Genomic DNA, 24,092 nt, shown 5'->3' on the forward strand with positions numbered 1-24,092 from the left:
ACTGGTCCAGAATGGCCCGGGCCTGCTCGCTGCGGCCTTCGGCTTTCAGCAGGGTTTCACGCGCGGTTGCCAGTTCGCCTTCCGCTTTGTGGCGTTGCTCACCTGCCTGTGTCAGGGCTTCTTCGGCTACGGCGCGGGCCTTGTCGGCGGCGGCGTGGGCTTCCTCGGCTTCTGTCAGGTTCTGCTGGGTCTGCTGTTTTTGCTGGCGGGCGGCATCGGGCAGGGTGGACAGGCGTTCGTGTTCGCTCCGCACGTCCTGCATACGCTGGCGGATGCTCTCTTCTTCCCGGTTGGCGGTTTCGGCGCGTGCGCCCCAGTCTTCCAGCGCGGCTTCGGCTGCGGCGCGGCGGTTGGTCAGCGCTGTGCTTTCGGCCAGCAGGGCTGCGCGCTCTTCCCGCGTGGCGTCCAGTTTAGTCTGGCATTCCTGCCGTCTGGCGCGCAACTGCTCGAGTGTCTGTTCCGTTTCGGCGGGAATGGCGGCGGCCTGAAGCGCGCTTTCCGCCCGAACAACCTGTTCGGTCGTCTCGACCTGCGATTGACGCAACTCCGCCATGCGTGGTGTCAAACCCGCCAGACGGCCCCGGAGGTCTGCTGCGTGTTCACGGCTGCGCTGGTTTTCATTGGCCGCAGAGTCGGCCGCCTGCTGGGCCAGTCGTGCTTGCTCGAGTGTCTGTTTGGCGGTCTGTTCTGCTTCGTTCAGTGCCTGTGTGGCGGTTTCCAGCGCAAGGGCCGCCTGTTGGTCGGCTTCGATGGTGGCAAGGCGCTGGGCCAGCACGTCAAAGGCGGCCTGTTCGCTGGCATGCGCATCGCGCAGGCGGGCGCATTCGGGGGTGAGTGTATCCAGCCGGGCTTGTGCGGCAGCGTGCTTCTGTTCGCTGCCTGCCCGTTCATCCCGTGCGGTTTGCAGGCGGGCCTGTAATTGCCGGAGCTGCGTGCGGGCGGCCTGTTCACTGGCCTGTGCTGTGGCATGCTTATTCTGCGCGGCCTGCAAGGCCTCACGCGGTGCATGCACGGGGGGCAGGGCTGCCTGAGTTTCCTGCGCGCGGGCATGAGCGGATTCCGCTTCCAGCCGGGCGGCTGCGACACGTTCCTGCTGGGGCTGAATGGTGTCCAGCCGCGCGCGGGAGGAGGCGTGGCGGCGGCCTGTCTCGCTTTCATGCGTGCGGGCCTGTTGCAGTGCGCGCTCCACCGTGGCGCGTTTGCCCCGCAGGTTGGCAATGGCCCGTTCGGTTTCCTGCACGGCCTGCGCGGCCTGCTCTACTGCCTGCTCAAGTGCGGGTTCATCAGCCTGAAGAGCGTCAATCCGGGCGCGGGTTTCACGCAGGATCCGGCGCTGGGCCAGCCTGCGGGCAGCACCACCTGTAGCTGTGGCGCGTGCGTAAAAACCGTCCCATCGCCATAGATCACCCGCGCGGGAGACAAGGCATTGCCCCGGAGCAAGGGAGGGCAGAAGGGCTATGGCATCGGTATTGTCCGGCACGAGGCCGGTAAAGGTCAGAATCCGCTCCAGTTCCGGCGGTGCGCTTACCAGCGCCTTGAGTGGCGTTGTGCCGGTAGGCAGTGGCGGGGGGGCTGCGGCTGCCAGCAGACGCCAGCCCCGCACGGCGGTTTCGGTGGTGGAGGCATCCAGCCCGTCCGCCAGCGCTGCGGCCAGTGCGGGCTCATACTGTTCTTCCACGGAAAGCTGGGCGGAAACGGGGCTTCCGGCCTGTGGCTCTTCCTCATCCAGCGCGTGGTCAAGCCCTTCGGCCTGAGCGTGCAGGCGGGTCAGTTCCGTCTGGAGTGTTGTGCGGCGCGCGGTCGCGGCACTCAGCGTTTCGCGGCGTGCCGGCAGGGCCTGTTCAGCTTGTTCAAGCGACTGGCTGATCTGTTGCAGGCTGTTTTCCTGCACCATACGGGCCTGTCGGGCTTCTTCCAGCACCGAATCCGGCATGGCTTCGGCGCGGGCTTTTTCCAACTCCTGCGAAAGAACCTGCTCTTCCTGCCGCGCGCGGGACAGGGCGGTTTCCGCAGCGCGGAGTGCTTCCGTGGCGTTGCGGTGGCGGGCTTCGGCCTCCTGTGCCGCGCGGCTGCTTTCGTTCAGTTGTGTGTCGGCCTGCAGGCGGGCCTGTTCGGCGGTTTCAAGGGCTTCAATAGCCTGTTGCGTGGCCTTGGCCGCTTCTTCTTCCGTCAGGCGCAGGTGGTCGAGGGTTGCGGGGCTGACCAGTGCCGCCATGGCTTCGGCCCTGCGTGTTTCGGCCTGTTGCAGGGCCTTGGCCAGACTGTCGAGCCGCTGGCGGGCCTGGGTGATATTTTCTTTCTGCTCGGCCTGTGCCTGCCGGGCGGCCTCGGCCTGACTGCGCGCCACGGACAGTTCCATGGCGCGCTGCGCGCGCTGGCGTTCGCTTTCATCTGCCGTGGTGCGGGCCTGCTGGGCGGCGAGTGCCGTGCTTTCCGCCGTTGCGGCAATGGCCAGCAGGGTTTCGTTTGAAGGCAGGGCCGCTTCAAGCTCGGCCACTTCGGCCTCGATCGCGCTCAGGGCCTGTGTGGTCAGGCTATGGCGTGCTCTGGCGTTTTCTAGTTCTTCCTGCGCATGGGTATACTGTGCCCGCGCGATATTGAGGGTTTCCGTCAGGGCGGCGAGGTCACGCTCGGTGCTTTCCAGCTCAAGCCGCAGGGTTTCCTGCCGGGTGGCGGCTTCTTCCTGTCGGGTGGGCAGGGTCGCGCTTGCTGCGTCGATTTCGGCTTTTTCGGCCTGTGTACGCTCGAGCGCGCTACGGGCATCTGTCAGGCGGTTTGTGGCGGCCTGCAAATCCGCTTCGTGCTGGGTCAGGCGCTCATTGGCCTCGCGTGCGAGGGTCAGGGCGCGCTCTTCCTCGCGGGCGGTGCCTTCGGCCAGCACGCGGCAGCGTTCCAGTGCTGTGCGAGCGGCGTCTGCCTGTTCGCGCAGGGCGGGTAGGCGGCGGCGGCGCTCAAACTCGGCCATAACGGAGGTTTCGGCAGCTTCTTCTCGGCTGCTCAGTGCCAGACGGGCCTGTGCCACGGTATCGGCTGCGCGCTGCACGGCTAGGCGGGCGCGGGCATGTAGCAGGGCCAGCAGTTCGGTTTCGGCTTCACGCAGGGCGGCGGAGAGCGTGCGGTACTGCTCGGCCTCGCGTGACTGGTCGGCCAGTTCGCCCAGTCTTTCGCTCAGTTGCTTGCGGCGGTCTTCAGCACGGGTCAGGTTGCTTTCCGTGGCGCGCAGCTTGAGTTCGGCCTCATGCCGACGGGCGTGCAGGCCGGTAATGCCTGCGGCTTCTTCCAGAATACCCCGCCGTTCTTCAGGGCGTGCGCCCACCAGCATGGCCACGCGGCCCTGACTGACCATGGCCGAGGAGCGCGCGCCCGAGGCCAGATCGGCAAAGAGGGTCTGCACATCACGCGCGCGGATGGAGCGGCCGTTGATCCGGTAGTCGCTGCCTGCACCCCGCTCGGCTCTGCGGCTGATCTGGAGTTCATCCAGTTCCGCAAAATTCTGCGGGCCGAAGCCCTTTGTGCCTTCGAGGGTAATGGTGACTTCGGCCAATGTGCGGGCCGGGCGGGTGGCGGTGCCCGCAAAAATGAGATCGTCCATTTCGCCGCCACGCAGGGAGCGGGCAGAGGACTCGCCCATGACCCAGCGCAGGGCTTCCACCACGTTGGACTTACCACAGCCATTCGGCCCGACAATGCCTGTCAGGCCGGGCAGGATTTCCACGGTAACCGGGTCGGCAAAGCTTTTGAAACCAGCAATGCGGAGCCGGGCGAAACGGACAGTCATGATCGCGCTTTATTCAGGCCTAAGGCTGGCGTGTCGTTATTCAGCCAGCCTTGGCCAGATCCTTGACGAACTCGTCGTAGGAAATCGCGCTGGAGACCTGAAGCGTGTCGTTGAAACGGAAGGTGGGGGTGGAATCGATATTGTATTTGGTCTCTGCCTGATTCTGCCCGTCCAGAATGAACTGCATGAGCTTCTGGTCTGCTACCGTTTTGTCGAACACATCGCCCGGCATGCCCGCGAAAGCGGCCATTTTCTTCAGTTCCGTCATCGGGTTGGCTTCGCGGTCATAGGCCCAGCGGTCGAGGCTGGACAGCAGCGAGGAGCAGAAGGGCTCGTAGCGGTCAACCGGCAGCGCACGAGCAACCATGGCGGCGATGGTGGCTGTCTGGTCGGTGGGGAAGTCATGGAACACGTAGCGGATCTTGCCCGTATCGATCAGGTTGGTTTTAACCTGAGGGAACGTGTTTTCAGCAAAATGAGCACAGTGGATGCAGGTGAGGGAGAACCATTCCTCGACCACCACCTTGGCATTGGGGTTGCCCAGCTGGCGCGGGGCAAAGAGCGGATCGACCGACGCATCGGGTGTCTGGGCTGCCGCGAGAGTACGATTCCACACGGGTGCGGTGGAGAGGGCGGCCCCTGTGGCAACAAGAAAAGAGCGGCGTGAAAAAGACATGGAAACCAAGCCTTCCTGACTGGTGACAACCGAAGCAGACAGCCATGACGGCAGAAAAGCCACACGTCAACCATTGATCGTGCTTCGGAAGTGCCAGCCCGCGTTTAGTGCCGGGTCTCAGGTAGGGGAGACAGGGCTGGGCGGAGTGGTTTCTTCTGTCTGGGGTGTCAGGCGGCGTACCCGCACCCGGCGGATATGCCGGGCATCGGCATCGAGCACACGAAAGAGAAAACCGTTTTCGTGCGTCAGCACTTCACCACGGGCGGGAACGTGCCCCGCCATGCGGAATACCAGCCCGCCAATGGTCTCGATTTCGGCTTCCTTTTCCGCGTCGGTCAGAATGGAGCCGATATCGCGTTCGAATTCTTCCACCGGGCAGCGGGCATCCACATCGAAAGAGCCATCCTGACGGGGGGTGATCATGACGGCGGCAGGCTCGTCATGCTCGTCCGAAATATCGCCCACAATGGTTTCGATCAGGTCTTCAATCGTCACCAAACCGTCAATGCCGCCATATTCGTCAATAACAAGGGCCATGTGCGTCTGGCGCTGGCGCATCTGCAACAGCAGGTCCAGCACGGGCAGTTGCGGGGCAACAAACAGGGGCTGGCGCAGCAGGGCTTCAAGGCTGAACGCCTCGCTGGTGCCAACATAGGCGATCAGATCCTTGACGTGGATCATGCCCACGATGTCATCAAGCTGATCGCGGTAGACAGGCATGCGCGAGTGGTTCTCGCGCCGCATCATGGCCAGTGCCTCGTCCAGACTGATCGAAACCGGCATGGCCACGATATCGGCACGCGGCACCATCACGTCATCGGCTGAGATATTGCGTAGCCGCAGCACATTGGCGATCAGCGCGCGTTCCTGTCGGTCCAGTTCAGGCTGCTCGCCGTTCTGGGCGCTGTCTGCCTCGTTGGCGGCCTGCTGCACCAGTGCGGCGATGGAGTTGCGCAGGTTGGAGGGCTGCTTGCGGCGGTGGAAAAAGGAAAAAAACTTCCGTCCCGCTGGCTCGCCCCGGTCCGTGGCATTGCCCTCATGCTCGCTCATGAGCGGGGTTTCCACGGGTTGGGCACCGACAGGCGTGACAGGATACGCGCCTCGCGCATTTCCATTTCCCGCGCGTCACCCGGATGGTGGTGGTCATACCCGGCCAGATGCAGGCTGCCATGCACGACCAGATGTGCCAGATGATCGGCCACCGGCCGTCCTGCGCGGCGCGCCTCGCGCAAAACCGTTTCCAGCGCGAGGATGATGTCCCCCCCCTCGTAACCGGGGGGCGGGTCGAATGTCAGCACGTTGGTGGGCTTGTAGCGGCCACGGTGCCGCCCATTGAGCTCACGCACCTCGCGGTCTGTTGCCAGTACGACCGTGCCGGGCAGGCCACCTGCATCGGCGCAGGCGGCGAGAGCGCGCCACACAAGCTTTTCAGGCTCGCGGACATGGCAGCGCCACCGGCGATCACGCACCAGAATTTCTGGTGTGGCGGCAAATCCGTCGGACAATGTTTCTTCCCCCAGAAGGGAATCCGGGCGGGGCTGGTCGTTCCCGCATGCCATATCCATCTGGTGGATATGGCCCTGGCTACTTGGCGGTTCCATTTTTCTCCTGGCGACCCTTGTTGCGGGAAGGAGTCCTGCTGGTCGCCGCCTTTGCATCATAAGCTTCAATAATACGCGCGACCAGCTTGTGCCTGACGACATCGGTTGCGTCAAAACGTGTGATGGTAACGCCCTTGACGTTTTCGAGCGTCTCGACCGCATCATGCAGGCCGGATGTGGTGCCATCGGGCAGGTCGATCTGTGTCAGATCGCCCGTGACCACCATCCGCGACCCCGGACCTAGGCGGGTCAGGAACATTTTCATCTGCGCGATGGTGGTGTTCTGCGCTTCGTCCAGAATAATGAAGGCGTGCGAGAGCGTGCGCCCGCGCATGAAGGCCAGAGGTGCGACTTCGATATCCCCCGAGGCCATGCGGCGCATGACCTGATCGCCCGGCAGCATGTCGTGCAGGGCATCGTAAAGCGGGCGCAGATAGGGGTCGATCTTGTCTTTCATGTCGCCGGGCAGGAAGCCAAGCCGCTCACCAGCTTCCACCGCGGGGCGGGAGAGGATGATACGGTCTATGGAGCCCGCCTGCAGCATGGCCACGGCCTGTGCTACGGCCAGATAGGTCTTGCCCGTTCCCGCTGGGCCGATGCCAAAAACGAGTTCCTTGCGGGCAAGGGCTTTCATGTAGATGGCCTGCCCCGGCGAGCGGGGTTCGATGGTGCCGTGCCGCATGCGAATCTGCGGCAGGTCGCCATCTTCGGGCAGGGTATCCGGTGCGCTGGTGCGCGCCAGAGGGGCGGGGGAGCGGCTCTCGTGTATACGGGACATACGGATGATGGCCTCCACGGTGCTGGTATCGATGGTCTCGCCTGCTGCCAGTTTCTGGTACAGCGCGCTCAGGGCCTGCCGCGCGAGGCCGGTATGGGCGGGCACCCCCCGGATCGAAATCCGGTTGCCGCGCCGCGCCACTTCCACATCCAGCCCTTCCTCCAGACAACGCAGGTGCCGGTCATGGTCGCCTACAAGGCGGGCCAGCAGGGCGTTGTTGTCGAACTGAAGGGTGACAGGCTGTTCGCCTATCGCGGGAAGGGGTGCCTCCGGTACGGAGTGCGGCGCGTGCGATTGGCTCAAGCGTATTCCTTTTCTTCTTCCACAATGCCGCCAAGGGAGTTGGTCAGGCGTTCGGTAATGCGCACCATGATCTCCTGACCGATCAGCGAGGGGCTACCCTGCACATGAACCGGCTGGAGCCAGGGCGAGCGTCCTGCGATCTGGCCGGGCTTGCGGCCCGTGCCGGTAAACAGCACAGGCATGCTCTGGCCAACCATGGTCTGGTTGAAGGCGTCCTGCTGCTGGCGCAAAAGCTGCTGGAGGGCCTGCAAGCGGCTGTCCTTCACATCCTCGGGCACCTGCATGCCTGCACCGGCCGCGGGCGTGCCGGGACGGGGGGAGTATTTGAAGGAATAGGCCAGCGCAAACCCCGTATCGCGCACCAGTTCCATGGTGGCTTCGAAATCGGCATCGCTCTCACCCGGATGCCCGACAATAAAGTCCGAAGACAGGGCGAGGTCTGGTCGGGCTTCGCGCAGGCGGCGCACGAGGTCGCGGTATTCATCTGCCGTGTGGCCACGGTTCATGGCGCGCAGAATCCGGTCCGATCCGGACTGCACGGGCAGGTGCAGGAAGGGCATGAGCTGCGGCAGGTCCCGATGTGCCGCAATCAGGGCGTCATCCATATCGCGCGGGTGCGAGGTGGTGTAGCGAATGCGCACAAGGCCGGGGATTTCAGCCAGCGCATAGGCCAGCCGTGCCAGCCCCCAGATGGTACCATCCGGGCCTTCGCCATGATAGGCGTTGACGTTCTGGCCTAGCAGGCTGATCTCGCGCACGCCGGACGCGACCATCCGCCGGGCTTCCGCCAGCACGGACACCACGGGGCGGCTGCTTTCCGCGCCGCGCGTATAGGGCACCACACAGAAAGAGCAGAACTTGTCGCAGCCTTCCTGAATGGTCAGGAAAGCGGTGAGGTTGCCGGGGGTCTGCGGGGCTTCGCTTTCGGGCAGGAAGTCGAATTTCTGTTCTGCCGGAAACTCGGTTTCGATCACCCGGCCGCCCGCGCGTGCGGCGCGGGCCACCATTTCTGGCAGGCGGTGATAGGTCTGCGGCCCCAATACGATATCGACATAGGGCGCGCGGGCCAGAATTTCCTCACCTTCCGCCTGCGCCACGCAGCCAGCCACGGCAATAATGGTGCTATGCCCGGCTTCCTTGCGGGCTTCCTTGACCAGACGCAGGCGCCCGAGTTCGGAAAACACCTTTTCCGCCGCTCTGTCGCGGATATGGCAGGTGTTGAGGATGATCATGTCCGCCTGATCGGGGGCATCCACCGGGGCGTATCCCAGCGGGCGCAGCACGTCGCCCATGCGCGCACTGTCGTACACGTTCATCTGGCACCCCCATGTAATGACATGCAGGCCGCGTGCCGGATGTGCGTTTACGGGGTGTGCGGTCATGATGGCAGGCGCTCCACTGTGCCGCAGGCCCATTCCGTGCGGCAGGGGGACGGAATCGACCGAGTGGCGTCGCAGGTCAAGCGTCTTTTCTCACGTGTGGCGCTGTTGCGTGACCATGCGAAAGAAAAAGGAGCAGTGCGATGCCTGACAGGGCGTGGCCTCCATACTTTCGTGCAAGACCCGGAGTGCCTGATGCGATCCGGCTTTACCTGCGTATTGAAGCAAAAAAGGAGGCCAGCCTGTCAAGTACGGCTTTTGTTTTTCTTACATGCGCAGGCAGAAAAGCGGCAGGTAGGGTTGCGGGGTCGAACCGGCCGGGCAGCACGCGGGGCGGGTTGTGCTGGCGCAGGGTGGCGGCCCCTTCGGCCACGGCCTTCCATGTCGCCTGTGCCAGAGCCTTTCTGCTTGGGAAAAGATCAGGGTCGAGCGGTTCATGGAGCACGACCGTGGCGCGGCCATGCCGCCACTGCAGAAGCTGCCAGACGTGTGGCCCCAGATCCATATCGCCGTACCACGAAAAAACCGGGCGGCGGAAACGGCACAGCGGCAGGCCGTCCAACTGATCATAAACAAGGGAGATCGGCTGGATCAGCGGGGTCATGCTGGAGTCGTCGGGAGTATTAAGCTCGACCGCATCCTTGGCGCGGAGCTTCGGGGCTTTGGCGATGGCAAAAAAAGCGGACATGAACGGCAGCACCCGTGAGCCGTCGGAGGACGTGCCCTCGGGAAAGAGAACCAGATTGTCCCCACCGTTCATGCGCGAGATCATCTCATCGCGCTCACGCCCCGTGGTGTTGCGCTGGCGGCTGACGAAAATCGTGCGCCCGATCTTGGAGATAAGCCCCATGACCGGCCATTTCTCGATATCGCCCTTGGCCACGAATACGGAGGGCAGCAGCGTGCCAAGAATGGGTACATCCAGCCAGGACATGTGGTTGGCGATATAAATCACCGGGCGTTCGCCCCGCTTGCGCGCCGCAGGGCCGCCAACAGTGCCAGCCCGCTGGCCGATTACACGAATGCGCAGGCCCAGTATCTTGCACAGCACACCCCAGATGACGCGGGTCCAGCGGATTTTTGCCGTGCCGGGCACGGGCAGCAGGCAGGCCTCAAACCCAACGGAGAGCGGCACCCATACAACCAGTGCGCCCAGCCGCAGGCCAGCACGCACCTGCGCTATCCACCGTCTAAGGGCGTTTGCAGGTGCAGGCAGAATGCCGGATAGATCGGAAGCATGGGGCTGGTCGGAAGAAGAGCAGGCCGGGGCGCGTGAGTGGTCAGGCTGGGTTCTGATCATGGTCCTGCTTTTGCCAGACACGTGCCTGCCGGGCAAAGGACGCGAACGGTCATCCGGTGAAAACACGCAAACATGCCCTCCCATACCGCGAACCGGGGGCGGTGGACAATCCGTCTCGTATTGCCACAGAAGAGACAGTGAATGTTCAGGGGCGTATTTTTGTCATGGTGTGGCGCTAAGGAGCGCGTTACCCTTATGAAACTATGGAGCGAACTGGCGGTTTAGGGCATGTCAGGAGACATGCAGGTTCGAGATTGCAGATGATTGACAGAGTGTGGTGACGGGGCGGGGCAAGGCTATTTACGGGCGGTTTAAGATCAGGGGGAATCGCGTTCTGGCAGGGATGATCCTGTGGGGCGTGCTGGCAACGGGAGCGAACGCCGCTGATCCGCAGCCTTATGTTACCGACCTTGTTAGTACGGGGCAGGGAGATCTGGATACGGCGCTCAAGGCGTCGTCCGATCTGCTGGCCCTACAGTCCACGCAGGCGGTGGGGCCGTTTGCGCTCGCAGGCCGCGTGCGTGATGAATATGACCGCTTGCGTACGGCTCTGGAAAGCTGCGGCTATTACGATGGCACTGTGCATATTGTTCTGTCGCGCCCGAAAGCGGGCGGGCAGGCAACGCCAACTCCTGCACAACCCACAACATCTGGCGCACAGGCGGATGACGATGCCGCCGTGCTGAACAGCCCCTCCATTAATGGCAAGTCGCAGGACCTGGCGAACTGGATCGCCAATGTACCCAAGGGTGAAAAAATTGAGGCGCGGGTGAGTGTGGACACAGGTCCACTCTATCATTTGGGCCTTATTACCCTGAAGGACGACAAGACCGGGCAACCACCAAAACTTACCCCTGCACAGATGAAGGCGCTGGGCCTTGTTACCGGACAACCCGCCATAGCCCAGACCGTGCTGGGCGGTGGCGGACAACTGCTCGACGCCCTGCGCGAAAGTGGGCATGCGCTGGCACGGGTGGAAAAACCCACGGCCTATCTTCGTCCCGAAACCCGCACGCTTGATATTGTCTATCCCGTTACACCCGGGCCCATGCTCAATATCGGCAATATCTCGCTCGATGGGTTGCAGAAAGTGCATCCGTCCTTCATCCGGCGGCGGCTGACCGTGCAGGAAGGGCAATTATACCAGCCTTCTAAAATAGAAGAGGCCCGCCAGAACCTGACAGATCTGGGTGTGTTTTCCAGTGTGGGCGTAAAGGATGGGTCTTCTACGGCGGTAGACGGTACCATGCCGCTGGATTTTTCCTTCCGCGAAGGCAAGCGCCACGCGGTTGGGGCAGAGGCAGGTTATTCAACCGACCTCGGCGCGCGGGCTGGTGTGAACTGGACCCATTTCAACTTGCTGGGTAATGCCGAACGCCTGCGGCTTGTAGCGTTGGTAACAGGGCTTGGCGGCTCCGCGCAGCAGGGGCTGGGCTACGATGTCTATGCCGATTTCTCGAAACCTGATTTTCTTCAGCGCAACCAGAATCTGAGTGCGCGTATTGAAGGCTTGCGTCAGCTTTTCTGGTCATACCGGCAGACAGCCCTGCTGGTGCGCGGGGGTGTGGCCCGCCCGCTTGCGCGCAACTGGAACGGTAATTTCGGGCTGGCGGCGGAGCAGGAATCTATCGAACAGTTTGGTGTGACCCGAGATTACACCATCCTGTCCGTGCCGGTTTCCACCACGTTTGACAATACGGGGGTGGGTAACCCGATTGAGCCTGCAACCCATGGCATGCGGCTCAGTCTGGGGGTTACGCCTTCGCTCTCACTGGGCACGAAAGGCGAGGGTACGTCGTTTTTTGCGGTCATGAACGCATCCGCCTCCACCTATTTCGATCTGACCCATTTGGGCATCAGTCGGCCGGGGCGTAGTATTCTGGCTTTCAGGGGCACCATTGGCAGTATTCAGGGGGCCAGCACCTGGAACATCCCGCCTGACCAGCGCATGTACGCCGGGGGCAGTGCTACGGTGCGTGGCTATCGCTGGCAGGGGGTCGGCCCACAATATGGCAATACCCGCTATGCCATCGGCGGTACGTCCATTGATGCAGGGTCGGTCGAATACCGGCAGCGGATTTTGCACAGTTTCGGCATGGCGCTTTTTGCCGATGCCGGTCAGGTGGGTGAAAGCTCCATGCCGTTTGATGGCACGCTGCGTGTCGGTACCGGTGCAGGCGTGCGGTACTATACGCCTATTGGCCCTGTGCGGCTGGATGTAGCGGTGCCTGTGAACCGCGCGCCGCAGGGCGATAAATGGGATCTGTATATCGGGCTGGGGGAAGCGTTCTGATGACCGGGCAGGAACAGGCTACCCCTCCTACCAATCCCAACTCGCCTTCCGCGCCGGGCAAGCCACCACGCGCCCTGTGGCGGCGTGTGGGGCGTATTGTTCTGGCAGTTTTTGGCGGGCTTGTCGGTCTTGTGCTGCTGGTTGTGGCGGGGCTGCTTATCTGGGCCAATACCGGGGCGGGCCGGGCGGTGCTGCTACGCCAGACCGAGGCGCTGACAGGCGGCATGGTGCGTGTAGCAGGTATTTCTGGGCGGTTTCCTGACAATTTCCGCCTGCAAAGTCTTGAAGTGCGCGATGCGACAGGCCCATGGCTGACCCTGCGCGACCTGCATCTGGACTGGTCGGTGCTGGCGCTGCTGGGGCGGACGGCGCGCGTTAACGCGTTTACAGCGGATACGCTCGATCTGACGCGCCTGCCGGTTTCGGAAGAGAGCAAGAGCGAACCGGAAACCGGCACACCCTCATGGCATGCGCTGGGGGTCGATATTCGCAAGCTGTCGGTCAGGCAGATCACGCTTGGGGCGCCAGTCATGGGGCAGGCGGCCCAGTTGAGCCTGTCCGGGCATGGGCGTCTGGGTGCGTTGGGGGTTGTGGTCGGTAATTTTAGCCTGACCAAAATTCCCGGTGTTGATATCGGTCTGGACCTCAAGCGGCTTGATCGAGCGGGTATGCTTTCACTTGCCACCACGGCGGGGCGCGGCAGGCTGGAACTGCACCTGAAAGCGCAGGATGGAGTGGATGGTTTTCTGGCCACCCGTCTGGATATGGCGCAGCTTGCCCCTGTTGCGTTGCAGATGGACCTTGCCGGGCCGGTTGCTGCAGCGGCGCTGCATGTGAGCGCACAGGCGGGCAGCACAACCGCCCAGACAGATGGTGTGCTTGATCTGGTAGACGGGCGCATGGACCGGCTGGATGCGCAGGCTCACGTGCCCGCTCTTACCCTATCCGATACGCTGGGCTGGAAAGACATAGCGTTTTCGGCCCATCTCAGCGGGATGATGAGCGCACCGCTTGGCAATGCTGAACTGAGCGTGGACAGGCTGGTGGCTGCCGGGAGTAGCATTGGCACCTTACAGGCGCATTTTACGGGAGAAGGCACGGCAGCGCAGGCTCTGGCGCAGGCTTTACACCTGAGCGTAAAGGCCGATGGCGTGACCGTGCCCGGCAAGGCCCCGCTCGTTCTGGCCGCCGCCCCGTTGGAACTCGATGCCCGGCTGTTGCCTCAGGCTGAGGGCAAACCCCTGAGCCTGAGCCTGAACCACCCGCTGCTGGAACTGGCAGCACAGGCACGCACAGCCGCTCCGCAGACAGCAGCGCTTACACTCAAACTGCCTGATCTGCTGCCCTTGGGTGAGGCTCTGGGTATTGCCCTCAGGGGCAAGGCCGGGCTGGAGGCCCATGTGGCCCGCCCCGCGAAGGCGGATGGTGCAACACAGGTTACGGCCTCCGGCACGCTGGGTATTGCCGGGGGGCAACCGCAACTGGCCGGGCTGATTGGGCCGGATGGTCAGTTTGCCCTTGCGGCGGATATCACGCCGTTGCCCGCGGAAAAAAAACCACAGCCCCAGCCTACCAGCCAGCGGATAGAATTACAAAGTCTGACGCTGGACGGGCGCGGACTGCACCTGAAAACGCAGGGCCGGATGGATACCGGGCGGGATATGGATGTATCGGCCTCGGCCGGGTTGCCAGACCTGTCGATGGCGCTGCCCTTCCTGCGCGGTGGACTGGATGTGGGGCTGACAGCGCAGGGGCCGCTGAAGGATTTTGCGGCCCATGTGCATGTACAGGGCAACCCCGGCACAGCGGAAATGACCCCAGCCCCGATGGTGCTGGATGCAGCGCTGCGCGATCTGCCGGGTGTGCCGCAAGGCACGGTGGACCTGCATGGAACCATGGATCATGCGCCCCTGACCTTCGGGTTGACCATGGACCAGCAGGAGGACGGTGCGCACCGTTTCAACCTGACCGCGCTTTCATGGAAAAGCCTGCAGGGTGAGGGTGAACTGAGCCTGAAACCGGGCGAGGTGATTCCCATGGGGTCACTTGGTCTCAAGATAACCAAACTGGCCGATTTGCGTCCGGCTATTGGCAAGCCGCTGGCAGGTAACCTGACAGCCAGCCTCAGCACCGACAGCACGGGCGATGTGCCGGTGGTTCATGCCCGGCTGGATGGGCGCGCCAGTCTGGCCGATATGCGGCTGGACAGCCTTGCCCTCAAGGGGGATGTGCGCGACCCGGCAGGCAAACCGGCTGTTGACCTGTCGCTCAAGCTTGGCGGCATAGCCGCGCAGGGCATTACGGGCAGTGCGCATCTGGGCGCGCGTGGGCCGCTGGATGCCATGGTGCTGGATGCCGGTGTGGGCCCTGCCAGTTGGGGGGGGAAACCCCTGTCTCTGGCTACTGAGGCTCTGCTGGATGTGCCGGATCAGAAGGTGACACTCAGGCGGCTGAACGCCACCGCCAGAGGCGAAAACCTGAAGCTGCAGGGGCCTGCGGTGCTGACCTATGGTGCAATCATGGGGGTTGATCACCTGCGCGCTACGCTCGGGGCTGTAACGGGTGGTGAAAATGCGGTGTTGGATATCAAAGGGCATATCAAACCCACGCTCACCCTAAATGCTGACCTACGGAATCTGACACCCGCGCTGGCGGAGCCGTTCTCGCCGGGGTTGAGGGCACAGGGTGTGGTCTCGGCCTCCGCAGCCCTTACGGGCACACTGGCTCAGCCGCATGGTCAGGTTAACCTGACCGGCAATGGCCTGCGCATGGGGGGTAGTCTGGCTGTGGCCTCGGTGCCACCTCTGGGGCTGACCCTGAATGCGACCCTGAATGGTAATACCGCCTCGGTGCGCGGGCATGCCCATGCGGGTAGCAAGTTTGACCTGAGCACCACAGGCACGGTGCCCCTGCATGGGCGCTCGGGGCTTGATGTGATGGCCGATGGTGCGCTGGACCTGAGCTTGGCCAATGGTGTGCTGGGAGCGCAGGGGCGGCAGGCCTTGGGGCAGGCGCGTATGGGGCTGCGCTTGCAGGGTAGTCTGGCAACCCCGCGTGTGAGCGGTGCCGTAACGCTGGAGAAGGCGGATTTTCAGGATTTCGCCGCCGGGGTGCATCTGTCGGATATTAATGGGCGTCTGGTTGGTAACGAAGGGCGGTTGGTTATACAGTCCCTCACGGCCAAAGCGGGGTCTGGCACGGTGGAGGCCAGCGGTGCCATAGGCATTGCGGAACCCGGCCTGCCTATAGACATGAAACTGATGGCCCGTAATGCACGCCCCATAGCCAGCGACCTGCTGACCGCCGTGCTTGATGCCGACCTGAGCGTGCGCGGGCAGGCGCGGGGCCGTATGGATGTGGTGGGTAGCGTGACCCTTAAGGATGTTGAAGTGAACATCCCCAACTCCCTGCCAACCTCTGTTGCGCGGCTTGATGTAATCCGACCGGGGGAAAAGCCCGAGCAGGAGGAAGAAGCCCGTGCCGCCAGCGTGCATAAAACCGTGATAGCGCTGTCGCTCGATTTGATCTCACCGGGGCGTTTTTTCGTGCGTGGCCACGGGCTGGATGCGGAAATGGCGGGCCGTCTGAAAATCACCGGCACAGCACAGGCCCCGCAGGTAGGTGGGGGCTTTACCCTCAAGCGGGGTAACTTCAATCTGGCGGGCATTTCGCTCAACTTCACCAAGGGGCGGGTGGCGTTCAACGGGAGTGGGGTTGGCCACAAGCTTGACCCAACGCTCGATTTTCAGGCGGATCGTGTCGTTAATGGCGAAACGGCCATGCTCAAGGTGGGGGGATATGCCAGTTCGCCCAAGATCACCTTCGAATCCCTACCGCCGCAGCCACAGGACCAGGTTCTGGCCATGCTGCTGTTCGGCACGGACGCACGCTCCCTGTCATCGACCCAGATGGTGGAACTCGGTGCGGCGGTGGCCACACTGACCGGGTTGACCCCTTTCGACCCCATGGGAACGCTCCGCAAGACCCTGCATCTGGACAGGCTGACCATTGGCGGGGGCAATGGTTCCAACGCTAATGGCAGCGGTGGCGGTGCCAGTGTGGAAGCCGGCAAATATGTCATGAAAGGGGTTTACGTGGGGGCCAAGCAGGCCACATCGGGCTCCGGCACACAGGCACAGGTTCAGGTGGATCTGACCAAGAGCCTCAAGCTCAATACCACCGTCGGCACTGGCGGCAACGTGACCGGCTTTACCACCCCGGAAAACGATCCCGGCAGCAGCGTGGGTATTCTTTGGCAGCACCGCTACTGATTGTAGCGGTGCTTAGCGCCTGAGGCTGAAGGAAAAGACCCGCCCTATCAGGGGGCTGCCAGATCCATGACAACCGGCACATGATCCGAAGGGGAATCCCAGTCACGCATATCGCGTAATACGCGCATGGCGGAGAGTTCGGGCACAAGGTCAGGTGTGACCCAGATATGGTCGAGCCTGCGGCCCCGATCCGATTTTTTCCAGTCGCGGTTGCGGTAGGACCACCACGTATAGAGCTTTTCCTCAGGCGGGACAAAGTGGCGCATTGCGTCCACAAACGCCGTCTGGCGCCAGCTTTCCAGGCCTGCGGTTTCCACGGGCGTATGGCTGACGATCTTCAGTAGTTGCTTGTGGCTCCACACGTCATGTTCCAGCGGAGCGATATTGAGATCACCCACCAGAATGGTGCGGTTGTTCTCACGCTGGGCAAACCACCGTGTTGCCTCTTCCACAAATGCCAGCTTATGGGCGAATTTGGGGTTGATGGCGGGGTCGGGTTCATCCCCCCCGGCGGGCACGTAGAAATCATGCAACTCCACGCTGCCCTGCGGACCATGCACCCGGGCTGCGATATGGCGGCAGTCTTCCTTTTCATACCACACCGGCAGGTTGTTCAGAGGCTCAAGCGGGTGGCGCGAGAGAATGGCCACGCCGTTATAACCCTTCATGCCCTGATAGTGCAGGTGCTCGAAACCCAGCGCGCGCAGGGCCTCGGCGGGAAAAAGAGGGTCCGGCACCTTGGTTTCCTGCAGGCAGACCACATCGGGGGCGATGTCGGCCACCAGCTTTTCCAGCAGGGGCAGGCGCAGGCGGAGGGAGTTGATGTTCCAGGTGACAAGTCGCATGGCTGGGGCATGGCGTATTGTGGCGTGCGGGGCAAGAAAAAAGCAGCGTGACTAGGGGGCGATTATGCGTGCGACCTCTTGCAATTCCGGCCGGTGAGGCCATTCTCATGAGCATGACCGCACACGACACACAGCCTTCGCCCGCGCCGGAAATCTGGGCGCTGCATCGTTCCATTCTGACGCTGGACAGTCACATAGACATTCCATGGCCTGACCGTGACGATGCGTTTGATGACACGTCAGACCGGCATGTGGACCTGCCCAAAATGCAGCGCGGCGGCATGTCGGCGGGCTGTTTCGTAGCCTATATCGGGCAGGGGCCTGTTACGGCGGAAGCTCATGCACAGGCCGGACAGCAATGTCTGGACATGCTCGATACCATCAACCGCATGCAGGACAGCCGCAATAGTGTTACGGCTCGCCGGTGCGATACGGCGGCCGAGATTCGCGCTGCCCATGCCCAAGGGGTGATTGCCGTCGTGGCGGCGGTGGAAAACGGCTACAGCATGGGCGAAGATACGGCGTTGCTGGAGCAGTTCCGCCAGCGCGGAGCGCGCTATGTCACCCTGACGCATAACGGCCATAACGCTCTGGCGGATGCGGCTATCCACCGGCCCAGTCTGGGTGATACGCCCCAGCGGCATGGCGGGCTATCTGCTCTGGGGCGCGAGACTATCGGTGACATGAACCGGCTTGGGCTGGTGGTGGATGTCTCGCATGCCTCTCGCCAGACCATGATGCAGGCGGTTGAAGTCTCGGCCACGCCGATCGTGGCCAGCCATTCCTGCGTGCGCAGCCTGTGCGACCACCCGCGTAACCTTGATGACGGGCAGCTAGATGCGCTGGGCGCGAGCGGTGGTGTTATCCAGATTACCGCCATGCCTGCGTTTTTGCGCCCCAAACCCGAGGAGGGGCGACGCACGGCGGGCGTTGCCGATTTTGTCGACCATATCGATTACGTGGTGCGGCGGCTGGGTGTCGAGCATGTGGGTATTTCTTCCGATTTCGACGGCGGTGGTGCCCTGTCGGACTGGCGTGACGCCACACAGGGCGTACTGCTGACGGAAGAACTGCACCGGCGCGGTTATGACCGGAGCGAAATCGAGGCGTTCTGGGGCGGCAATTTCCTGCGCCTGCTGGAACAGGCCGAGCAGGCGGCGGTGGAACAAAGGGTGATTATGGAAGGTGTGGGGGAGGCATAAAAATTGTCCACTTCTCTCTTGACAGCCTCTATTTTAAACAAATTCTCCGAACTGCATGGTGTGGTAAGAAAGGCTTTTTTGATAAAAACCTTCTGAATCAAACGCTTGTTGTTCATGCTTAAAAAATGGGCATTCTGATGGAAAGGCCGAAAATCTGCGGCTTGCAGTCTGTCCGGCCCATCTGTTCCACAGAGTTATCCACAAAAACGGTGGATGAAAATTGCCGCCTCAAAAGAGCGCCTTATGACAGCACAGAAAACCGAAAATGGTGCCTCTGAAACCCCCAGCGTGTCCGATACCCAGCCGGGGGGCAGCGGCCCGCAAAGCGGGAATAAGATACAGGAGCAGCCAGAGGGCCTGAAAGGAGTCGAGGCCATACGCCACGCCCTGCGCACCATGCCGTATGCGCCGGGTGTCTACCGCATGCTTGGCGCGCGGGGCGAGGTGCTGTACGTGGGCAAGGCCCTGTCGCTACGTAAACGGGTGACATCGTACACCCATGTGGCGCGCCTGCCTGAGCGGCTGCGCAGAATGGTGTCGGATACGGTTACGATGGAAATCGTCACCACCCATACCGAGGCCGAAGCTCTGCTGCTTGAGGCCAATTACATCAAGCGCATGAAGCCGCGCTTTAACATCCTGCTGCGGGACGACAAAAGCTACCCGTGGCTGATGCTGACGGATGAACATCCATTTCCGCAAATTGCCAAGCACCGTGGCAAGGCCGTCAAAGGGGCGTCGCTCTGGGGGCCATTTGCCTCCGCATGGGCTGTTAACCAGACCCTGAACCTGATCCAGCGGGTGTTTCTGCTCCGCTCCTGTACCGATGCGGTGTTCAACAGCCGGAGCAGGCCGTGCCTGCTGTACCAGATCAAGCGTTGCTCCGCCCCCTGCGTGGACCGGATAGCACCACAGGACTACGCGCAGCTTGTGGAGCAGGCGCGTGATTTCCTGTCCGGCAAGGACGGTGCCCTGCGTGAAACGCTGGGGCATGAAATGAACGAAGCCGCCGAAGCCCTTGATTTTGAAAGAGCTGCCTTACTGCGTGACCGTATTCGCGCTCTGGCGCAAATGCAGGAGTCCAGCACCATCAATCCCGCCTCCTTGCCTGAGGCGGATGTGCTGGGGTTGTGGCAGGAAGGCGGGCAGACCTGTATTCAGGTGTTCTTCATTCGTGGTGGACGTAACAACGGCAGTCGCTCGTTCTTTCCTGCCCATACGCAGGATGAGGCTGCGGGCGATATTCTGAGTGCCTTCATTGCCCAGTTTTATGACGACAAGCCCTGTCCAGCCCGCATACTGGTCAATGCCGATCTGCCAGAGCAGGCCCTTCTGGCCGAGGCGCTGTCCCTGCGACGTGGCCGCAAAGTGGAGATTGCCTGCCCGCAGCGCGGTGAAAAAAAGCAGGTGCTGGATCATGCCGTCACCAATGCCCGCGATGCGCTCAAGCGCAGGCTGGCGGAAACAGCCGGGCAGGCCCGCCTGCTGGAAGGCGTTGCAACCCTGTTCGGGCTGGATGCGCCCCCCGGGCGGATCGAGGTTTACGATAACAGCCATATTCAGGGCGCTCATGCCTATGGGGTCATGATTGTGGGCGGGCCGGAGGGGTTTGACCGTAAGGCTTACCGCAAGTTCCGTATCCGTGGTCCGGTCACACCGGGCGATGATTTCGGCATGATGCGTGAGGTGCTGGAGCGTCGCTTTGGCCGGGCACTCAAAGAGGCCGAGGCCGGGGATACGAGTAACTGGCCCGATGTGCTGTTGATCGACGGCGGTGCCGGGCAGTATTCCGCCGTGCGTGCGGTGCTGGATGAACTGGGCGTTACGGGGGTGAAGCTGGTTGGTATTGCCAAGGGACCGGATCGCGACGCCGGGCGCGAGTGGTTTTACACGGGTGATGGCGCGCCCTTCCAGCTCGATGCGCGTGACCCGGTATTGTACTATCTCCAGCGCCTGCGTGATGAGGCGCACCGTTTCGCCATCACCACCCATAGGGCGGGGCGTTCCAAAACGCTGGTAACGTCGGAACTGGACGATATTCCGGGCATAGGCCCAGCACGCAAAAAAATGTTGCTCAATACATTTGGCTCAGCGCGAACCGTGCGGCAGGCAGGCCTTGCGGAACTTGAAGCTGCACCGGGCATTAACCGCGAAATGGCGCGTGTCATTTACGGACATTTCCACCCGGACTGGCAGCCTGGCTAGGTAACGGTCTGATCAAAAAAAACGGCTTGAGCCAATTGGGAGGCTGGCAGGCATTCCAGCAGGGGCCGAAATACGCTAACATCCGTTTCGATGCTGACAGATCTGCCCAATGTCCTGACGCTTTCGCGTATCGCGGCCATCCCGGTTGTGGTGTGGCTGGCCGCGTGGGGTACGCCTGATGCCAATGCGGCTGCGTGCGTTCTGTTCATTCTCGCAGGGATTACCGATTATTTTGATGGCAAGCTCGCGCGCTCACGCCATCAGTTGTCGGATTTTGGCCGCATGTTCGATTCCATTGCGGACAAGCTACTGGTCGGTGCGTGCCTGATGGTGCTGGCCGGGTATATGCGGCTACCCTATTTCAGCCTGTGGCCCGCCATTGTTATTCTGTGCCGCGAAATTCTGGTGTCCGGCATGCGCGAATATCTGGCCGAGCGACGGGCGAGCCTGCCGGTTACGCGGCTGGCCAAGTGGAAAACCGGCTTCCAGATGACCGCTATCGGCTTTCTTCTTGCCGGGGATGGCACCGGGCAGGTGCTTGGCGTGCCGTGGCTGCCGGTTTCCTTTATCGGGGCGGCACTCCTGTGGATTGCGGCTGTGCTGACTCTGATTACCGGCTGGGATTACCTGACAACCGGCCTGAGGCATGTCGAGCGCTGAGCGCGCACAATGCTGCTCTGCCGCCATGTGCCTGTATGGGATTTTTCTGCCGTATTTCATGATGGTGGGCGGAAAGGCGCAATAATGCCGGGCCTGTCTGTTCCAATATGCTGGCTACGGGGCTGCGTGTGCGGCTTTGTCCTGCTGTTGGGTGGCTGTACCCTGAAAGTGCCTCCGCCCACGGGCGCACAGGCGGCACTTGTAAGGCTGGATACCGAATCCCGGCGGCATATCCGTCATGACGATATCATGCGCAGGGATACCGAGCGTTCTGCCCCCATGAAGCTGGATGTTTCAGCGGTAAGGCCACTGCTGGACGAGGCAACGGTTCTGCCGAGCGACCATGCAGCGCGGGCGGAGCGGAGCAATGCGGCCTCTTTAGCTCCCGAGGTAGTGCTGCCAGACGGGCAGGAACTCCATATCGATGACCGGCATCAGGGGATGGATGATGGAGCGCCCCATGCAACAGGCAGCATGGGGAAAGCTGGCGGAACGGGTGCGACCTCTATAGATATTCCCAACGCCGATGGCAGCATCACCCATGTAGAGCCGGACGGCACGGTGCGGACGGAAAAGCTGGTCTCGCGGCCAAGGTCTCGCGCTGGTGCGGGGCGTGGCGGCTGACGGCACGGTGGATGGCATTGCAGGGGGCTGGGCATGGTAGACGTTAAAGGGAGTGCAAAAACCGGCATGACAGTTACGGTTTTGTATTTTGCCGCCTTGCGTGAGCGGATCGGGCGCGAGACGCAGGAACTGGCCATTCCGCCCGAAGGTCTGGTGGTATCGGCCCTGCTGGCGCGGCTGGGTGCAGCGGATGCGCGGGCTGCTTCGGCACTGGCGGAGGAGCCCCGGCTGCGTGTGGCGGTCAACCACGCTTTGTGTGCAATGGATGATCTGGTGCGCCCGGGTGATGAAGTTGCGGTTTTCCCGCCCATGACTGGTGGCTGAACCGATGCCAAAGGCTCAGGCGGTACATGTGGCGGTGCAGGAAGCACCGTTTGATGTGGCAGTGGAAATGGCGCGCCTGTCCGCCCTGTCCATGCAGGCTGGTGGGGTCAGCCTGTTTATCGGGCAGGTGCGTGGTGGCGATGGGCTGATCAGCCTTACGCTGGAACATTATCCGGGCATGACGGAAAAAGTCATGCAGGCTCTGGCGGACGAGGCCATGGAGCGTTTTGACCTGCTGGGCTGCACACTGATCCATCGTGTCGGGCGGCTGGAGGTAGGCCAGCAGGTCGTGTTTGTGGGGGCCTGTGCGGCCCATCGCGGCACAGCCCTGTCGGCCACCAGTTTCCTGATAGACCGGCTGAAGACAGGGGCCCCCTTCTGGAAGAAGGAAGAATACGCGGGCGGCAGCACGACATGGGTGCAGGCCCGCGCGGAAGATGACGCCGCTGCCAGTGCTTGGGATTCCCCCTGAAGCACTGCGGGGCCGGGAAGGGTTTTTAGCTCGCCAGCACCGTGCGGATTGTGCGTGTAAGGTGCCGCAGTTCGTCTTCACTAATGGTGAAGGCGGGGGTGAGATAGACGATATTGCGGAACGGACGCACCCATGCTCCATGGGTGATAAAGGTCTGGCGCAGGCTGTCAGGGTTGGCAATGCGCTCCAGTTCCACCACGCCAATGGCTCCGAGTGTGCGGACATCGCGCACGCCGGGCAGGTGGCGACAGGCTTCCAGTTCTTCGGTCAGAATGGCATTGATGGCCGCAACCTGCTCAAGCCGGGGCTCGCTCTCGAACAGGTCGAGCGAGGCATTGGCGCAGGCGCAGGCCAGTGGGTTGGCCATAAAGGTCGGGCCGTGCATGAGCGCGTGTTCGGGGTTGTCTGACAGGAAAGCCTCGAACACATGACGCCGCGCAATGGTGGCGGCTAGTGCCATGGTGCCGCCTGTCAGCGCTTTTGAAAGCGTGATGATGTCAGGCACAATCCCCGCCTGCTGGCAGGCGAACAGGCTGCCGGTGCGGCCGAATCCGGTAAAAATTTCATCAAGGATCAGCAGGACATCGTAGCGGTCGGCTGCTGCACGCAGGGTCTGCAAGACATGCGAGGGGTGGAACAGCATGCCCCCAGCACCCTGGACCAGAGGCTCGACGATAATGGCTGCGAGTTCATGGGCATGCTGTTCCAGCAGGCTGTAAAAACGTGCAGTGCTGGCTTCATCCACCGGCAGGGGGGCGATGACATGCTGCGCCAGTGCCGCGCCATAGAGGTGGTGCATGCCTTCCTCGGGGTCGCAGATTGCCATGGTGGCCAGCGTGTCCCCATGGTAGCCGCCCTGAAACGCCAGCATTTTCGTGCGGGTCTGCTCGCCCCGGTTCAGCCTGTACTGGATGGCCATTTTCATGGCCACCTCAACCGCTACCGAGCCGGAATCGGTAAAGAAAACCCGTTCGAGGTCACCCGGCAGCAGGGCGCATAGGCGGCTGGCGAGGCGTAGGGCGGGTTCATGCGCCATGCCGCCGAACATGACATGGGGCATGCGCGCCAGTTGTTCGGCGGCTGCGGCATGAATATGCGGGTGGTTGTAGCCGTGGCATGCTGTCCACCAAGCGGCCACGCCATCGACCAGCGTGCGGCCATCCGCCAGCGTTATGCGGCTACCTTGTGTTGCAACGCAGGGCAGGGGCGGCGGGGCGGTCTGCATCTGGCTGTAGGGTAGCCAGATATGGGGCAGGCCCTGCTCGTACCATGCGGGGGCCGGTGTCAGGGGGGCATGGGCCGCGTGAGTGTTGGAAGAAGCGGTATTCATGCGCGTGTCCTAGCTGGAAGATTGACCGAAGGCGCGCGCTCCGGCACCAAG

At 62.4% G+C, this 24,092-nt stretch carries 17 protein-coding genes; 8 read left to right on the forward strand and 9 right to left on the reverse strand.

Features of this window, described 5'->3' with window-relative positions; translation table 11 throughout:
* From ABF757_RS00005 to ABF757_RS00035, 7 genes are all read right to left on the reverse strand, one after another.
* Nucleotides 1-3,778, reverse strand: a 3,778-nt coding sequence (locus tag ABF757_RS00005; protein WP_415480389.1) for an AAA family ATPase, incomplete at its 3' end; no start/stop codon positions are given.
* Between the two features lie 40 nt (nucleotides 3,779-3,818).
* Nucleotides 3,819-4,454, reverse strand: a complete 636-nt coding sequence (locus ABF757_RS00010) for a thioredoxin domain-containing protein (RefSeq protein ID WP_415480390.1) — start codon at nucleotides 4,452-4,454, stop codon at nucleotides 3,819-3,821.
* A gap of 117 nt (nucleotides 4,455-4,571) precedes the next feature.
* Nucleotides 4,572-5,504: a hemolysin family protein gene (locus tag ABF757_RS00015; RefSeq protein WP_415480391.1), complete on the reverse strand. Its 933-nt coding sequence runs from the start codon at nucleotides 5,502-5,504 to the stop codon at nucleotides 4,572-4,574.
* Entirely contained in the window at nucleotides 5,501-6,055 is a 555-nt protein-coding gene (ybeY, locus tag ABF757_RS00020; protein ID WP_025861036.1) for an rRNA maturation RNase YbeY, read from the reverse strand. Before ybeY ends, ABF757_RS00015 begins: the two co-directional genes overlap by 4 nt.
* Nucleotides 6,039-7,136, reverse strand: a complete 1,098-nt coding sequence (locus ABF757_RS00025) for a PhoH family protein (protein WP_025861037.1) — start codon at nucleotides 7,134-7,136, stop codon at nucleotides 6,039-6,041. The genes ybeY and ABF757_RS00025 overlap by 17 nt, the downstream gene beginning before the upstream one ends.
* On the reverse strand, nucleotides 7,133-8,551 hold the full coding sequence (gene miaB / locus ABF757_RS00030; RefSeq protein WP_415480392.1) for a tRNA (N6-isopentenyl adenosine(37)-C2)-methylthiotransferase MiaB: 1,419 nt from the start codon (nucleotides 8,549-8,551) through the stop codon (nucleotides 7,133-7,135). Before miaB ends, ABF757_RS00025 begins: the two co-directional genes overlap by 4 nt.
* Before the next feature lie 172 nt (nucleotides 8,552-8,723).
* Complete coding sequence (locus tag ABF757_RS00035; protein WP_415480393.1) at nucleotides 8,724-9,815, reverse strand: lysophospholipid acyltransferase family protein; 1,092 nt, start codon at nucleotides 9,813-9,815, stop codon at nucleotides 8,724-8,726.
* Between the two features lie 343 nt (nucleotides 9,816-10,158).
* On the opposite strand from ABF757_RS00035, the gene ABF757_RS00040 reads away from it, so the two are divergent.
* The gene (locus ABF757_RS00040; RefSeq protein ID WP_415480514.1) at nucleotides 10,159-12,108 is read left to right on the forward strand and encodes an autotransporter assembly complex protein TamA; all 1,950 of its coding nucleotides are present in this window, start codon (nucleotides 10,159-10,161) and stop codon (nucleotides 12,106-12,108) included.
* Nucleotides 12,108-16,379: a translocation/assembly module TamB domain-containing protein gene (locus ABF757_RS00045; protein ID WP_415480394.1), complete on the forward strand. Its 4,272-nt coding sequence runs from the start codon at nucleotides 12,108-12,110 to the stop codon at nucleotides 16,377-16,379. The genes ABF757_RS00040 and ABF757_RS00045 overlap by 1 nt, the downstream gene beginning before the upstream one ends.
* 47 nt (nucleotides 16,380-16,426) lie before the next feature.
* Here the strand turns inward: ABF757_RS00045 and ABF757_RS00050 are convergent, their stop codons facing one another.
* Nucleotides 16,427-17,224 (reverse strand): exodeoxyribonuclease III, encoded by a 798-nt coding sequence (locus ABF757_RS00050; protein WP_415480395.1) that lies wholly within the window; start codon nucleotides 17,222-17,224, stop codon nucleotides 16,427-16,429.
* A 113-nt stretch (nucleotides 17,225-17,337) separates the two neighbouring features.
* On the opposite strand from ABF757_RS00050, the gene ABF757_RS00055 reads away from it, so the two are divergent.
* From ABF757_RS00055 to ABF757_RS00080, 6 genes are all read left to right on the forward strand, one after another.
* Entirely contained in the window at nucleotides 17,338-18,426 is a 1,089-nt protein-coding gene (locus tag ABF757_RS00055) for a dipeptidase (protein WP_415480515.1), read from the forward strand.
* A gap of 243 nt (nucleotides 18,427-18,669) precedes the next feature.
* On the forward strand, nucleotides 18,670-20,631 hold the full coding sequence (gene uvrC / locus ABF757_RS00060; protein ID WP_415480396.1) for an excinuclease ABC subunit UvrC: 1,962 nt from the start codon (nucleotides 18,670-18,672) through the stop codon (nucleotides 20,629-20,631).
* A 90-nt stretch (nucleotides 20,632-20,721) separates the two neighbouring features.
* Nucleotides 20,722-21,291 (forward strand): CDP-diacylglycerol--glycerol-3-phosphate 3-phosphatidyltransferase, encoded by a 570-nt coding sequence (gene pgsA, locus ABF757_RS00065; protein WP_025861041.1) that lies wholly within the window; start codon nucleotides 20,722-20,724, stop codon nucleotides 21,289-21,291.
* 84 nt (nucleotides 21,292-21,375) lie between these two features.
* Nucleotides 21,376-21,915 carry a hypothetical protein gene (locus ABF757_RS00070; RefSeq protein WP_415480397.1) on the forward strand — a complete coding sequence of 180 codons (540 nt, stop codon included), beginning with the start codon at nucleotides 21,376-21,378 and terminating at the stop codon, nucleotides 21,913-21,915.
* Nucleotides 21,916-21,948: 33 nt separating this feature from the next.
* A complete protein-coding gene (locus ABF757_RS00075; RefSeq protein WP_415480398.1) occupies nucleotides 21,949-22,239 on the forward strand; it encodes a MoaD/ThiS family protein in 291 nt (96 codons plus the stop codon).
* Nucleotides 22,240-22,243: 4 nt separating this feature from the next.
* Nucleotides 22,244-22,711, forward strand: coding sequence for a molybdenum cofactor biosynthesis protein MoaE (locus tag ABF757_RS00080; RefSeq protein WP_415480399.1), 468 nt, complete (start codon nucleotides 22,244-22,246; stop codon nucleotides 22,709-22,711).
* A gap of 25 nt (nucleotides 22,712-22,736) precedes the next feature.
* Here the strand turns inward: ABF757_RS00080 and ABF757_RS00085 are convergent, their stop codons facing one another.
* A complete protein-coding gene (locus ABF757_RS00085; protein ID WP_415480400.1) occupies nucleotides 22,737-24,041 on the reverse strand; it encodes an adenosylmethionine--8-amino-7-oxononanoate transaminase in 1,305 nt (434 codons plus the stop codon).
* Nucleotides 24,042-24,092: the final 51 nt, after the last annotated feature.

The sequence above is a fragment of the Acetobacter papayae genome, from assembly GCF_047721125.1.
Classification (GTDB): Bacteria; Pseudomonadota; Alphaproteobacteria; order Acetobacterales; family Acetobacteraceae; genus Acetobacter; species Acetobacter papayae.